15 protein-coding genes are annotated in these 14,211 nt (G+C 71.7%); 12 read left to right on the top strand and 3 right to left on the bottom strand.

Annotated elements, in window-relative coordinates; genetic code table 11:
• Positions 1-316 precede the first annotated feature (316 nt).
• Positions 317-508 carry a hypothetical protein gene (locus ACFWUY_RS09725; protein ID WP_384104463.1) on the bottom strand — a complete coding sequence of 64 codons (192 nt, stop codon included), beginning with the start codon at positions 506-508 and terminating at the stop codon, positions 317-319.
• Between the two features lie 248 nt (positions 509-756).
• On the opposite strand from ACFWUY_RS09725, the gene ACFWUY_RS09720 reads away from it, so the two are divergent.
• Positions 757-1,188 (top strand): VOC family protein, encoded by a 432-nt coding sequence (locus tag ACFWUY_RS09720; RefSeq protein WP_384104460.1) that lies wholly within the window; start codon positions 757-759, stop codon positions 1,186-1,188.
• Here the strand turns inward: ACFWUY_RS09720 and ACFWUY_RS09715 are convergent.
• Entirely contained in the window at positions 1,107-1,874 is a 768-nt protein-coding gene (locus tag ACFWUY_RS09715; RefSeq protein ID WP_384104457.1) for a helix-turn-helix domain-containing protein, read from the bottom strand. The two genes, ACFWUY_RS09720 and ACFWUY_RS09715, sit on opposite strands and share 82 nt — an antisense overlap.
• Before the next feature lie 27 nt (positions 1,875-1,901).
• On the bottom strand, positions 1,902-3,026 hold the full coding sequence (locus tag ACFWUY_RS09710) for a YihY/virulence factor BrkB family protein (RefSeq protein ID WP_384104454.1): 1,125 nt from the start codon (positions 3,024-3,026) through the stop codon (positions 1,902-1,904).
• Positions 3,027-3,043: 17 nt separating this feature from the next.
• Between ACFWUY_RS09710 and ACFWUY_RS09705 the strand changes: the two genes are divergently transcribed.
• From ACFWUY_RS09705 to ACFWUY_RS09655, 11 genes are all read left to right on the top strand, one after another.
• The gene (locus ACFWUY_RS09705) at positions 3,044-4,702 is read left to right on the top strand and encodes an acyl-CoA dehydrogenase family protein (protein ID WP_384104450.1); all 1,659 of its coding nucleotides are present in this window, start codon (positions 3,044-3,046) and stop codon (positions 4,700-4,702) included.
• Between the two features lie 430 nt (positions 4,703-5,132).
• Positions 5,133-6,425 carry a GAF domain-containing protein gene (locus ACFWUY_RS09700; RefSeq protein WP_384104447.1) on the top strand — a complete coding sequence of 431 codons (1,293 nt, stop codon included), beginning with the start codon at positions 5,133-5,135 and terminating at the stop codon, positions 6,423-6,425.
• Between the two features lie 90 nt (positions 6,426-6,515).
• Positions 6,516-7,085 carry a GNAT family N-acetyltransferase gene (locus ACFWUY_RS09695; protein WP_384104444.1) on the top strand — a complete coding sequence of 190 codons (570 nt, stop codon included), beginning with the start codon at positions 6,516-6,518 and terminating at the stop codon, positions 7,083-7,085.
• Positions 7,086-7,237: 152 nt separating this feature from the next.
• A complete protein-coding gene (locus tag ACFWUY_RS09690; RefSeq protein WP_317453974.1) occupies positions 7,238-7,321 on the top strand; it encodes a putative leader peptide in 84 nt (27 codons plus the stop codon).
• A 136-nt stretch (positions 7,322-7,457) separates the two neighbouring features.
• Positions 7,458-9,155 (top strand): nitrite/sulfite reductase, encoded by a 1,698-nt coding sequence (locus tag ACFWUY_RS09685; RefSeq protein ID WP_384104442.1) that lies wholly within the window; start codon positions 7,458-7,460, stop codon positions 9,153-9,155.
• Complete coding sequence (locus ACFWUY_RS09680; RefSeq protein WP_384104439.1) at positions 9,152-9,331, top strand: hypothetical protein; 180 nt, start codon at positions 9,152-9,154, stop codon at positions 9,329-9,331. Before ACFWUY_RS09685 ends, ACFWUY_RS09680 begins: the two co-directional genes overlap by 4 nt.
• Positions 9,328-10,035 (top strand): phosphoadenylyl-sulfate reductase, encoded by a 708-nt coding sequence (locus tag ACFWUY_RS09675; protein ID WP_384104436.1) that lies wholly within the window; start codon positions 9,328-9,330, stop codon positions 10,033-10,035. The genes ACFWUY_RS09680 and ACFWUY_RS09675 overlap by 4 nt, the downstream gene beginning before the upstream one ends.
• Positions 10,032-10,598: an adenylyl-sulfate kinase gene (gene cysC, locus ACFWUY_RS09670; protein WP_384104433.1), complete on the top strand. Its 567-nt coding sequence runs from the start codon at positions 10,032-10,034 to the stop codon at positions 10,596-10,598. The genes ACFWUY_RS09675 and cysC overlap by 4 nt, the downstream gene beginning before the upstream one ends.
• Complete coding sequence (gene cysD, locus ACFWUY_RS09665; protein ID WP_351220209.1) at positions 10,595-11,530, top strand: sulfate adenylyltransferase subunit CysD; 936 nt, start codon at positions 10,595-10,597, stop codon at positions 11,528-11,530. Before cysC ends, cysD begins: the two co-directional genes overlap by 4 nt.
• Positions 11,530-12,873, top strand: a complete 1,344-nt coding sequence (locus ACFWUY_RS09660) for a sulfate adenylyltransferase subunit 1 (RefSeq protein ID WP_384104430.1) — start codon at positions 11,530-11,532, stop codon at positions 12,871-12,873. Before cysD ends, ACFWUY_RS09660 begins: the two co-directional genes overlap by 1 nt.
• 203 nt (positions 12,874-13,076) lie before the next feature.
• On the top strand, positions 13,077-14,186 hold the full coding sequence (locus ACFWUY_RS09655) for an aliphatic sulfonate ABC transporter substrate-binding protein (RefSeq protein WP_384104427.1): 1,110 nt from the start codon (positions 13,077-13,079) through the stop codon (positions 14,184-14,186).
• The last annotated feature ends 25 nt before the right edge of the window (positions 14,187-14,211 follow it).

Genomic DNA, 14,211 nt, shown 5'->3' with positions numbered 1-14,211 from the left:
ACGAGCCGCGCCGGTGACGACGGCGGCCCGGCCCTCCAGTACATGCTCGCGCATGGCGTCTCCCTTCAGTGGTCCGCTGCCTCTCGCCCCCCGACACCGTGGACCGATTCCGTGTGTGACGGGTCCCCGTACGCGGTCACCGGACCGGCCTGCATCCAGATCGCCGGAGGTGCTCGGAACCCTCGTGCCCGGCGCCGGAAGCGGTCCCCCGGCGGAGGGGCCGTCAGCGCGAAATCGCGCCGGACACGCCGGGCCGAGGCACAGACGGCGCGTCACCATGCCGTTCCGACGGAGTCCCTGCTTCATTCGGCGGTCATCAGGCGGAGGAGGCCATGCCGGACAGGCTCGCGGCGCACAGGGCGGCCCAGACGAACGCGAAGCCGGCCACCTTCCAGCGCTTGTCACGGTCCTTGAGGAGTGTGCCGAACAACAGAGCGTCCGACGTGTCCGCCGCGATGCGGCAGCCGGTGACCGCCTTCCGCTCGCGGGCACCGCCGGCGAGGAGCATGACGGTGCCGATCGCGGCGTCGCGTGCCCCGATGGCCCGGATCAGCGGTCGCGTCGGTGGTGGGACGCGCGCCAGAGGCGTCAGTCGGGCCGCACGGCCGTGTCGGCGCCGCCGGGTAACCGCGCGAGATCCTGGATGGTCTCACCGGTCCCTTGCCGTCGCCGTCGAAGACGGTCCGGCGCGGCGGGGCGGGACTCGCGTCCGATTCGTACAAGACCGGCCGGCGGCGGCGCGCCTACCGTGCCGTCATGGACACAGCACCCGACATGACACCCCGGATCGACCTCATCGGCGTCGTCGTCTCCGACATGGCCGCCTCGCTCGCCTTCTACCGACGTCTCGGCCTGGACATCCCCGAGGGCGCCGAGACGGCCCCGCACGTGGAGGTGGCGCTGCCCGGCGGGCTGCGGATCGCCTGGGACACCGAGGACGTCGTGCGTTCCTTCGACCCCGGCTGGAAGCGGCCCGAGGGCGGCAACCGGATCGAGCTCGCCTTCCGGTGCGCCACGCCCGGGGCGGTGGACGCCGCGTACGAGGAGCTGACGGCCGTCGGCCATCAGGGGCATCTGAAGCCCTGGGACGCCTTCTGGGGCCAGCGTTACGCGGTGGTCCTGGACCCGGACGGTTCCGGCGTGTCGCTGTTCGCCGACGCCGCCGCGGACGCCACGGACGCCACGTAGGCCCCCAGGGTCGTGCCGGCCAGAGCCCGGGTCTCGCGGGCGAGGTGGGCCTGGTCGGCGCAGCCCGCGCGCAGGGCGGCCTCGGCGTACGGCACGCCGGCCAGGACCAGGGCGAGGGCGCGCTGGAGCCGGAGGACGCGGGCGAGGGTCTTGGGGCCGTAGCCGAAGGCGTCGAGGGACCGCCGGTGCAGCTGCCGGGCGCCGAGCCCGACGGCCTCGGCCGTCTCGGCGACCGCCCGGCCCGCGGCGAGCCGCGCGGCGACGGCCCTGAGCAGCGGATCGGGCGGGGGCGCGTCGGCGGCCCTGCGGCGTACGAGCGCGTCGAGGGCGGCGGCCGGGTCGGGGGTCTCGGTGATCCGCTCGGCGAGGCGGCGCGCCCCGGCCTCGCCCCACAGCGCGCCGAGGGGCACGCGCCGGTCGCGGAGTTCGTGGGCCGGTACGCCGAAGAAGGCGGGGGCGTCACCGGGCGCGAAGCGGATTCCGGCGTACCGCGCGGCGGTCTCCCCCGGTACGTACGCGCGTGTGTCGGGTCCGGCGACGAGGAGGAGTCCGTCGGCCCAGATCAGGTCCATGCAGCCGTCGGGCAGGACCGGGCGCGGATCCTCCGTGACGTGGCCGGCGGCGGGGCCGGCGGTCCTGGTCCACAGGACGGCTCCGTCGAGCAGGGCGGGGCGCTCCTCGTACACAGCTCGAACATAGTCCCGTCGTACGGCTCAGTCCTTCTCCCAGCCCGAGTGGAGGCGGGCCTTGACGTCGTCCGGGGGCAGGAACCTGGACCAGCGTTCGGGGAACTCGGAGGGCATGTCGGGGTCGTCCTCGTCGACGTCCTCCGCCTCCGCGCGCACGCGGGCGACGAGTTCCGCCGCCTGGACGGCGCGGGCCCGCTCGTTGGCCTCACGGGCGGCGGCCGTGGCGACGGAGGGCCAGACCCGGTCGATGGCGGCGTTCACGGCGGCGCCGACGAGGACGGCGAAGGCCGAGATGCCGATCCAGAGGAGGACGGCGATGGGGGCGGCGAGGGAGCCGTAGATCGTCGGGCCCTCGACCTGGCTGGTGAGGTAGATGCGCAGCAGGAAGCTGCCGAGGACCCACATGCCGAGCGCGACGAGGGCACCGGGGATGTCCTCGATCCACGGCGATCTGACGGGCACGGACACGTGGTAGAGGGTGGTGAGGAAGGCGATGGAGAGCAGGATGACGGCCGGCCAGTAGAGGACGGCGACGACCTCCGTGCCGAAGGGGACGAGTTCGACGACCCGGTCGGGGCCGACGACCGCGAGCGGCAGCACGACGGCTCCGATGACCAGGGCCACGAGGTAGAGCAGGAAGGCGAGGAGCCGGGTCTTCACGATGCCGCGGTGGCCGTCGAGCCCGTACATGACGGTGATGGTGTCGATGAAGACGTTCACCGCGCGCGAGCCGGACCAGAGGGCGATGGCGAAGCCGAGGGAGATCAGGTCGGCCCGTTTGCCCTGGGTCACGTCGTCCAGGATCGGTTTGGCGATGTCGTCGACGCCCCGGTCGGAGAGGACCGTCCCGGCGGCGCGGAGGATGTTCTCCTGGATGCTCGCCACGGTGTCCGTGTTGGTCCAGTCGTCGGCGTAGCCGAGGAGGGCGATCAGGCCGAGGAGCAGCGGCGGCAGGGACAGCAGGGTGAAGAACGCGGCCTCGGCGGCGAGGCCGAGGATCCGGTACTCGATGCACGAGTTGACGGTGTCCTTGAGGAGCAGCCAGACCATCTTCCGCTTCGAGACGTTGCGGTAGAGGACGCGCGCGCGGTGGAGCCTGCTCCAGGGCCGCCGCTCGGGCCGTTCGGGTGTTTCGCTTGCTGCCTGCACCTGCTTACCGTATCGGCATGACAGCGACCACCCACACCGTGACCAACCAGGCTCCGCCCCTGGTCGGGCATGACGTCTTCGACAGCGATCGGGTGCTGGCCGAGGCGGTCGAGCGGCACCTCGCGCCGGAGCTCCTCGACGAGGCCCGCGGTGACCTCGGCGTCCTCGGCAAGGCGGCCGGTTCGGGGCAGATGGCGAAGTGGGGCGAGCGGGCGAACGCGAACCCGCCGCGCCTGCTCACCCACGACCGGTACGGCCACCGGATCGACGAGGTCGAGTTCGATCCGGCCTGGCACCGGCTCCTCGGCAAGTCGGTGGGGGCGGGGCTCACCGACGCGTGGGGCCGTCCGGGTGGACATGTGCGGCGGGCCGCCGGGTTCCTGGTGGTGTCCCAGGTGGAGGCGGGGCACGGCTGTCCGCTGTCGATGACGCACGCCGCGGTGCCCGCGCTGCGCGCCGAGCCGGAGATCGCGGAGGTCTGGGAGCCCGCGGCCACCTCCCATGTGTACGAGTGGGGGCTCCGCCCGGTCGCGGAGAAGGCCGGGGTGCTGCTCGGGATGGGCATGACGGAGAAGCAGGGCGGCAGCGACGTCCGGACGAACACGACGGAGGCGCGCCCGCTGGCGGCCGACGGGGAGTACGTCCTGACGGGGCACAAGTGGTTCTGCTCGGCGCCGATGTCGGACGCCTTCCTGGTCCTGGCGCAGGCCCCGGCGGGGCTGACCTGTTTCCTGGTGCCGCGGGTGCTCGCGGACGGCTCGCGGAACGCCTTCGCGCTCCAGCGCCTCAAGGACAAGCTGGGCAACCGTTCGAACGCCTCCGCCGAGGTGGAGTTCGACGGGACCACCTGGGCGCGCCGGGTCGGCGAGGAGGGGCGCGGGCTTCGCACGATCATGGGCATGGTGGCGGCGACCCGGCTCGACTGCGTGCTCGGCTCGGCGGCGCTGATGCGGCAGGCGGTGGCGCAGGCCGTGCACCACTGCGCGCACCGCAGGGCCTTCGGCGGACCGCTGATCGACAAGCCGCTGATGCGGAACGTGCTGGCCGATCTCGCCCTGGAGTCGGAGGCGGCGACGGTGCTGGGCATGCGGCTCGCGGCGGCCTACGACGCCGGCGATGCCGACGGCGGCAGCGATGCCGAGCGGGAGCGGGCCCTGCTCCGTATCGCCGTGCCGGCGGCGAAGTACTGGGTGACGAAGCGGTGTACGCCGATGGTGGCGGAGGCGCTGGAGTGCCTGGGCGGCAACGGGTACGTGGAGGAGTCGGGGATGCCCCGGCTGCTGCGGGAGTCGCCGCTCAACTCGGTCTGGGAGGGTTCGGGGAACGTCCAGGCCCTGGACGTGGTCCGGGTGCTGCGGACCGAGCCCGCCGCCCTCGACGCGCTGCTGCGGGAGGTCGGGGCGGCGCGGGGCGCGGACCACCGGCTCGACCGGGCGATCCGGGGGCTCCTGGTGGAGCTGGCGGACATGGACGGGATCGAGGCGCGGGCGCGGCGGCTCACGGAGCGGCTCGCGCTGGTCCTCCAGGGGGCGCTGCTGGTGCGGTGGGCCCCGCCGGAGGTCGCGGACGCGTTCTGCGCGGCACGCCTCGGCGGGGACGGCGGCTCGGCCTTCGGGACGCTGCCGCACACCCTGGACCTGCGGGCGGTGGTGGAACGGGCGCGGGTGGAGGTCTGAGGGGCGCCGGGGCCCGACGGGCCGTGTGCCGGTACGGCGGGGGGCTGTGCCGGTGCCGGCGAGGGGCTGTGCCGTACGGCGGGAGGCTGTGCCGGTACGGCGGGAGGCTGTGCCGGTACGGCAGGACGCGGTGCCGTACGGCAGGACGCGGTGCCGGTTCGGCGGGACGTCGTGTCGCGCTTACCAGGGGTGGACCTCGGGGGTCGGCACGCGTGGAGAAGCGGGGGTGGTGCTGCGCCGACACGGCACCACCCACCGCTCGCACCACCTTCGCCCAGGAGCCCTGCCGCCGACCAGAGTTGCAAAGAGTTGCAGGATTACCCGAACCGGGCCTCGCCGGACGGTCACGAACGGCACGATGGGTACCGACACTCCGGACATCTGCCCCGTGCAGAACCGATACAGCACCCCGGGTGTCTGGGAGAGACCGATGAACAACACGCAGCTCGACATGAAGCGCCTCGCCGCCATGGACGCCGTCCAGGCCACCCGGCTGCTCCATCGGGTGCGCGAGGCGACCCTGGCGGGCCGTACGCCGCCGATCGCGCCCCGCCCGGTGATCGACGCCTCCTGGCAGCGGATGGCCCGGCTCGGGCTCGACCCCGACCAGGGCACGAGCAGCGTGCTGCTCCAGCGGGACGAACTGGAGGAGCGGCGCAGGTCCACGCTGCTCTCCGAGGTCATGCAGACGCTGAGCGGCGGACTCGCCGGGATCGCCGACACCTCGCTCCAGATCATGGTGGTCACCGACGAGCACGGCCGGGTGCTGTGGCGGCAGGGGAACCCGGCGGTGATGCGGCAGGCGAACGGCATCTGCCTGGAGGAGGGCGCGGCCTGGACCGAGCACACCACCGGCACCAACGCGGTCGGCACGGCCCTCGCCATGGGCCGGGCGGTGCAGGTGCACTCCGCCGAGCACTACGTGCACACCCTCCACAACTGGACCTGCGCCGCCGCGCCCGTGCACGACCCGCGCGACCGCCGGCTGCTCGGCATCCTGGACGTGAGCGGCCCGGCGTCCACCTTCCATCCGGCGATGCTGGCCCTGGTCGACTCGGTGGCCCAGCTCGCCGAGGCCGAGATGCGGGAGCGGCACCGGAGGTCGGTCGAGCGGCTGCGGGCGGTGGCCGCGCCGATCCTGTGCCGGGTGGGCGGCCGGGCCGTCGCGGTGGACGCCCACGGCTGGACGGCGGCGGTGACCGGGCTCGCGCCGGTGGACCGGATCCCGCTGCCGAAGTCGTTCCGGTCCGGCCGGCTGTGGCTGCCCTCGCTCGGCGTGTGCGCGGTGGAGCCGCTGCCGGGGGGCTGGCTGCTGCGGGTGGAGGAGGAGACGCGCGAGGCGGGCCCGGGCGCGGAGGCGGCGAGCCGGGTGGTCCTCGACCTGAGCAGGCCGCGCCGCTGGACGGTGTCCGTCTCGGGGGCGGCGGGCAGCTGGCAGCAGGAGCTGAGCCCCCGGCACGCGGAGCTCCTCTACGTCCTCGCGGTGCGCCGGGACGGGCGGACGGCGGCGGAGCTGGCGGACGACGTGTTCGGGGACCGCACGCGCACGGTGACCGTACGGGCGGAGATGTCCCGGATACGCAGGAACCTGGCCGGGGTCCTGGCGCACCGCCCGTACCGCTTCCGGGAGGAGGTCGCGGTGGAGGTCCTGCGGCCGGAGCGCGCGGCGGACCTGCTGCCGCATTCCCTGGCCCCGGCGGTCCGGGCGGCGGCACGTACGTGAGCGGGCCTCCGCGTGACCGCATGCCGGACTGCTTGTCCGCCAGGACCGAACAAGGTGGGAATCAGCCGCTCCGCATGATGCGATGACCTTATGAGCATCACTCTCACCACCTGGTCCCTCGAGCAGACCTCGCCGTCCGATCTGCGTCCCGCCACCCCGCCGGAGGGCGACGACGTGGCCGTCCGGCGCGCCGAGGTGCCCTCGGCGGAGTTCAGCCGCTTCCTCTACACCGCGGTCGGCGGCGACATCCGCTGGAACGACCGGCTGTCGCTGACGTACAAGCAGTGGCAGGAAATCGTCGAGAAGCCGGGCGCCGAGATCTGGGTGGCGTACGACAGGGGGACGCCGGCCGGGTACGTGGAGCTGGACCCGCAGGAGGACGGCGTGGTGGAGATCGTCTACTTCGGCCTGATCCCGGCCTTCCGGGGGCGCCGGATAGGCGGCCACCTCCTCTCGTACGGGGTGGCCCGGGCCTGGGACCTGGCGGAGCGCTGGCCGGAGCGGGAGACGACGAGGCGCGTCTGGCTGCACACCTGCTCCCTCGACGGCCCGCACGCGATGGCCAACTACGAGCGGCGCGGCTTCCGGCTGTTCGACACGAAGGTGGAGGAGATCGAGGAGAGCGAGACCCCCGGTCCGTGGCCCGGTGCCCACGCCTGAGCCGGTCCGCTCCCGGCATTGACGACGAAAGGGGCCCTGGTCAGGGCCCCTTTCGCGTGACCCGCACCACACCGTCTCGCAAAGCGAGACGACTACGTCCGCATTCTGGACGATGCTGGACTGGGTCCAAAGTCCCGTGACACGCTTCCGTCATGTCTGGAACTGGAATTGCCTTGGTGAGTCGGCGGCACGTCGACCTAGGCCGCATGTCCAGCGCCATGTGTCCGGCGCGCTGAGAGAACCAGCACCGCCGCGATCACTTTTCAGCCCGACTCTGCCCCGCCCTGCTGCGCACTGACGCGCCACCCTCTGACCTGAGCGTGAGTGTGCAGGTCAGAGCCGCCCTCTCGCAGTCCCGAAGGACAAGACGCCATGGCCGCCACCCCGGAAAACCCCACTCCCGCCGCCGCCCGCCGCAAGGCCGGGCGCCACCGTGGCGAGGGTCAGTGGGCCGTGGGGCACTTCACCCCCCTGAACGGCAATGAGCAGTTCAAGAAGGACGACGACGGTCTCAATGTACGGACACGTATTGAGACGGTCTACTCGAAGCGCGGATTCGACTCCATCGACCCCAACGACCTGCGCGGACGCATGCGCTGGTGGGGCCTCTACACCCAGCGCAAGCAGGGACTCGACGGCACGAAGACGGGCGTCCTGGAGCCGGAGGAGCTGGACGACGAGTACTTCATGCTCCGCGTCCGCATCGACGGCGGCCGGCTGACCACCGAACAGCTGCGGGTCATCGGCGAGATCTCCGAGGAGTTCGCCCGGGGCACGGCCGACATCACCGACCGGCAGAACGTCCAGTACCACTGGATCCGCATCGAGGACGTCCCCGAGATCTGGAACCGCCTGGAGGCGGTCGGCCTGTCCACCACGGAGGCCTGCGGCGACACTCCGCGTGTCATCCTCGGCTCCCCCGTGGCCGGCATCGCCGCCGACGAGATCATCGACGGCACGCCCGCCATCGACGAGATCTACCGGCGGATCGTCGGCAACAAGGACTTCTCCAACCTGCCCCGCAAGTTCAAGTCCGCGGTCTCCGGTTCGCCGCAGCTCGACGTGGCGCACGAGATCAACGACATCGCCTTCGTCGGCGTGCGCCACCCGGAGCACGGCCCCGGCTTCGACGTCTGGGTCGGCGGCGGTCTCTCCACCAACCCCAAGCTCGGCGTCCGCCTCGGCACCTGGGTCTCCCTCGACGAGGTCCCGGACGTCTACGAGGGCGTCATCTCGATCTTCCGCGACTACGGCTACCGCCGGCTGCGCAACCGCGCCCGGCTGAAGTTCCTCGTCGCCGACTGGGGCCCGGAGAAGTTCCGCCAGGTCCTGGAGGACGAGTACCTGAAGCGGAAGCTCACCGACGGCCCCGCCCCCGAGCAGCCCGCCGGCCAGTGGCGCGACCACATGGGCGTGCACCGGCAGAAGGACGGCCTCTTCTACATCGGCTTCGCCCCGCGCGTGGGCCGGGTCGACGGCGCCACCCTGACCAAGATCGCGGGCCTGGCCGAGCAGCACGGTTCCGGCCGGCTGCGGACCACCGCGGACCAGAAGATGATCCTGCTCGACGTCGAGGAGTCGCAGGTCGACTCGGCGGTCGCCGCCCTGGAGGCGCTCGACCTGCGGGTGAACCCGACCCCGTTCCGGCGCGGCACGATGGCCTGCACCGGCATCGAGTTCTGCAAGCTCGCGATCGTCGAGACCAAGGCACGGGGCGCCTCGCTCATCGACGAACTGGAGCGCCGCATCCCGGAGTTCGACGAACCGCTGACGATCAACATCAACGGCTGCCCGAACGCCTGCGCCCGTATCCAGGTCGCGGACATCGGTCTCAAGGGGCAGCTGGTCCTGGACGACGACGGCAACCGCGTCGAGGGCTACCAGGTGCACCTGGGCGGCGCCCTCGGTCTCGAGGCCGGCTTCGGCCGCAAGGTCCGCGGCCTCAAGGTCACCGCGGCCGAGCTCCCCGACTACGTCGAGCGGGTCCTCAAGCGCTTCCAGGCGGAGCGCGAGACCGGTGAGCGCTTCGCCACCTGGGCGTCGCGCGCGTCGGAGGAGGCGCTGTCATGAGCGAGCGCGCCGCACCGTTCCACTGCCCCTACTGCGGTGACGAGGACCTGCGTCCGAACGAGCAGGGTCACGGCGCCTGGGAATGCGCAGCGTGCAGCCGAGCCTTCCAGTTGAAGTTCCTGGGGCTGCTCGCCCCGGGCACTTCGAGCAAGTCCTCTGGAGGGGAAGACATATGACGGTCACTCAGGACACCACCGCGGCCGACCTCAAGGCACTCGCCGAGCAGGCCGGCCGCGATCTGGAGGACGCCTCCCCGCTGGAGATCCTCCGGTGGGCGGTCGACACCTTCGGTGACGCCTTCTGCGTCACCTCCTCCATGGAGGACGCGGTCGTCGCCCACCTCGCCTCCCGGGTCCGGCCCGGCGTGGACGTCGTCTTCCTCGACACGGGCTACCACTTCGAGGAGACCATCGGCACCCGCGACGCCGTGGACGCCGTCATGGACGTCAACGTCATCACGCTGACCCCGCGGCGGACCGTGGCCGAGCAGGACGCCGAGCACGGGCCGAAGCTGCACGACCGCGACCCCGACCTGTGCTGCGCGCTGCGGAAGGTCAAGCCCCTCGAAGAGGGCCTGACCCGGTACAGCGCGTGGGCGACGGGCCTGCGCCGCGACGAGTCCCCGACCCGGGCGAACACCCCGGTCGTCGGCTGGGACGAGAAGCGGCGGAAGGTCAAGGTCTCCCCCATCGCCCGCTGGACGCAGGACGACGTCGACGCGTACGTCACGGAGCACGGTGTCCTCACCAACCCGCTCCTCATGGACGGGTACGCCTCCGTCGGTTGCGCCCCCTGCACCCGCCGCGTCCTGGAGGGCGAGGACGCCCGCGCCGGACGCTGGGCGGGCCGCGCCAAGACCGAATGCGGGCTGCACGGATGACGGACACTCAGAACATTCAGGAGAAGCACGTGACGGGCGCCACCATCTGGCTCACCGGCCTGCCGAGCGCCGGCAAGACCACCATCGCGTACGAGCTGGCCGGCCGGCTCCGCGCCGAGGGCCACCGCGTCGAGGTCCTCGACGGCGACGAGATCCGCGAGTTCCTCTCGGCGGGCCTCGGCTTCAGCCGCGAGGACCGGCACACGAACGTGCAGCGGATCGGCTTCGTCTCGGAGCTGCTCGCCTCCAACGGCGTGACGGTCCTCGTCCCCGTCATCGCCCCGTACGAGGACAGCCGCGAGGCGGTGCGCAAGCGCCACGCCTCGGAGGGCACCCCGTACGTCGAGGTGCATGTCGCCACTCCGGTGGACGTGTGCTCCGTACGCGACGTGAAGGGTCTCTACGCCAAGCAGGCCGCGGGCGAGATCAGCGGACTCACCGGCGTCGACGATCCGTACGACGAGCCGCGCAACCCCGATCTGCGGATCGAGTCCCACACCCAGACCGTGCAGGAGTCGGCAGCGACGCTCCACGCGCTGCTCACCGAGAGGGGTCTCGCATGACCACCGTGGCTCATGTTCACGACAGTACGGACAGCCCGTTCGCGCTGTCGCACCTCGACTCCCTGGAGTCCGAGGCCGTCCACATCTTCCGTGAGGTGGCGGGTGAGTTCGAGCGGCCGGTGATCCTCTTCTCCGGCGGCAAGGACTCCATCGTCATGCTGCACCTGGCGCTGAAGGCCTTCGCCCCCGCGCCGGTCCCCTTCACGCTGCTGCACGTCGACACCGGGCACAACTTCCCCGAGGTCCTGGAGTACCGCGACCGCGTCGTCGCCCAGCACGGGCTGCGGCTGCACGTCGCCTCCGTACAGGAGTACATCGACGCCGGCAAGCTCCGCGAGCGCCCCGACGGCACCCGCAACCCGCTGCAGACCGTCCCGCTGACGGAGGCGATCCAGCAGCACCGCTTCGACGCCGTCTTCGGCGGCGGCCGCCGCGACGAGGAGAAGGCCCGCGCCAAGGAGCGGGTGTTCTCGCTGCGCGACGAGTTCTCGCAGTGGGACCCGCGCCGTCAGCGCCCCGAGCTGTGGCAGCTCTACAACGGCCGGCACGCGCCCGGCGAGCACGTCCGTGTCTTCCCGCTGTCCAACTGGACCGAGCTGGACGTCTGGCAGTACATCCAGCGCGAGAAGATCGAGCTTCCCGACATCTACTTCGCCCATGAGCGCGAGGTGTTCGCCCGCAGCGGCATGTGGCTGACGGCGGGCGAGTGGGGCGGCCCGAAGGAGTCCGAGACGGTCGAGACGCGGCTGATCCGCTACCGCACCGTCGGCGACATGTCCTGCACCGGCGCCGTCGACTCCGACGCGACCACGCTGGACGCCGTCATCGCCGAGATCGCCGCCTCCCGGCTCACCGAGCGGGGCGCGACCCGCGCCGACGACAAGATGTCCGAGGCCGCGATGGAAGACCGCAAGCGCGAAGGGTACTTCTAATGAGCACGTCCACCGAGCAGCTGACCGAGCAGCTGGCGGCCACCACCCTGCTGCGCTTCGCCACCGCCGGCTCCGTCGACGACGGCAAGTCCACCCTGGTGGGCCGGCTCCTCCACGACTCCAAGTCGGTCCTCGCCGACCAGCTGGAGGCCGTGGAGCACGCCTCGCGCTCCCGCGGCCAGGAGGCGCCCGACCTGGCGCTCCTCACCGACGGTCTGCGGGCCGAGCGCGAGCAGGGCATCACCATCGACGTGGCCTACCGCTACTTCGCGACGCCCCGCCGCCGGTTCATCCTCGCCGACACCCCCGGGCACGTGCAGTACACCCGGAACATGGTGACCGGCGCCTCCACCGCCGAGCTGGCCGTGGTCCTGGTCGACGCCCGCAACGGCGTGGTCGAGCAGACCCGCCGGCACGCCGCCGTCGCCGCGCTGCTCCGCGTCCCGCACGTGGTCCTGGCCGTGAACAAGATGGACCTGGTCGACTACAAGGAGCCCGTCTTCGCCGCGATCGCCGCGGAGTTCACGACGTACGCCTCCGAGCTCGGCGTCCCGGAGATCACCGCGATCCCGATCTCGGCGCTCGCCGGGGACAACGTCGTGGAGCCGTCCGCGAACATGGACTGGTACGGCGGCCCGACGGTCCTGGAGCACCTGGAGACCGTCCCGGTCAGCCACGACCTGACGGCCTGCCACGCGCGCTTCCCCGTGCAGTACGTGATCCGCCCGCAGACCGCCGAGCACCCCGACTACCGGGGCTACGCCGGTCAGATCGCGGCCGGCGCGTTCCGGGTCGGCGAGGAGATCACCGTCCTGCCGTCGGGGAGGACCTCCACGATCACCGGGATCGACGCCCTTGGCGAGTCCGTGGACATCGCCTGGGCGCCGCAGTCGGTCACGATCCGGCTCGCCGACGACATCGACATCTCGCGCGGCGACCTGCTCGCCCCGAGCGGTGACGCCCCGGCGACCACGCAGGACATCGAGGCGACGGTCTGCCACGTGGCGGACCAGCCGCTCGCCGTCGGCCAGCGGGTGCTGCTGAAGCACACGACCCGCACGGTCAAGGCGATCGTCAAGGAGATCCCCTCGCGGCTGACCCTGGACGACCTCTCGCAGCACCCGGACCCGGGCCAGTTGGTCGCCAACGACATCGGCCGGGTCGTGGTGCGCACGGCCGAGCCGCTCGCGCTCGACGCGTACGCGGACTCGCGCCGTACCGGTTCGTTCCTGCTGATCGACCCGGCGGACGGCACCACGCTCGCGGCGGGCATGGCGGGCGAGTCGTTCGCCACCACGAAGGCCGTCGCGGTCGTCGAGGACGAGGAAGGGTGGGACTTCTGATGGTCCAGAACGTGTACGCCACCTTCGCGAAAGAGGGCGGCCGGGTGGGCTCCGGTGCCCTCGGCGCGGGCCGCGGAGGTGTCGCGCGATGTGCGTGCTGACCTCGACGCGCCGCATGCGCGGCGCGACCCCGCTCCACCCGCTCCACCCCGAACGACATAGACGCAGACTTCGAAAACGCTGAATCGAGGGGAAAACCTCCCGTGCCTGCCACCACCCGTACCACCCTGCGCCGCGGCCTCGCCGCCGCCGCCGCTCTGCCGCTGCTGATCGGCGCACTCGCCTCCTGCGGCTACGGCTCCGAGAGCAAGAACGACGAGAAGAAGGTGGCCGCCGAGGGCGAGAAGCTCTCCGCCGACACCGTACGGCTCGGGTACTTCCCCAACCTCACCCACGCCACCGCGCTCGTGGGTGACCAGGAGGGAATCCTCCAGAAGGAGCTGGGCGGCACCACGCTGGTGCCCACCACCTTCAACGCCGGCCCTTCGGAGATCGAGGCGCTCAACGCGGGCTCGATCGACATCGGCTTCATCGGCCCCTCGCCGTCCATCAACGGCTACGTCAAGACCAAGGGCACGAACCTGCGGATCGTCGGCGGCGCCGCGTCCGGCGGTGTGAAGCTCGTCGTGAACCCGGCGAAGATCAAGACCCTGGACGACCTCAAGGGCAAGAAGATCGCCACCCCGCAGCACGGCAACACGCAGGACGTGGCCTTCCTCCACTGGATCTCCGAGAAGGGCTGGAAGGTCGACGCCGAGAGCGGCAAGGGCGACGTCTCGGTGGTCCGCACGGACAACAAGGTCACCCCGAACGCCTACGCCTCCGGCGCCATCGACGGTGCCTGGGTGCCCGAGCCGACCGCGTCGAAGCTGGTCAGCGACGGGGCGAAGGTGCTGCTCGACGAGTCCGACCTGTGGCCGGACAAGAAGTTCGTGATCACGAACATCATCGTGTCGCAGAAGTTCCTCAAGGAGCACCCGGACGTCGTCGAGGCCTTCCTGCGCGGCACGGTGAAGACCAACGAGTGGATCAACGCCAACCCGGACAAGGCGAAGGCCTCGGCCAACGCCAAGCTGAAGAAGCTCTCGGGCAAGGCGTTGGGCGCGAAGGTGATCGACGCCGCGTGGCCGTCCATCCAGTTCACCGACGACCCGCTGGCCGCCACGCTCCAGGCGCAGGCCGACCACGCGGTGAACGCCGGTCTCCTGGAGAAGCCCGAGCTGTCCGGCATCTACGACCTGAAGCCGCTCAACAAGGTCCTGAAGGCCGCGGGCAAGCCCGAGGTCTCCGACGCCGGCCTCGGCGCGAAGTAACAGTCCGCAGCTGATTCCCAGGAGG

This window comes from Streptomyces sp. NPDC058664, from assembly GCF_042716635.1.
In the GTDB taxonomy this organism is placed as follows: Bacteria; Actinomycetota; Actinomycetes; order Streptomycetales; family Streptomycetaceae; genus Streptomyces.
This window is presented reverse-complemented; position numbering and strand designations above follow the sequence as displayed.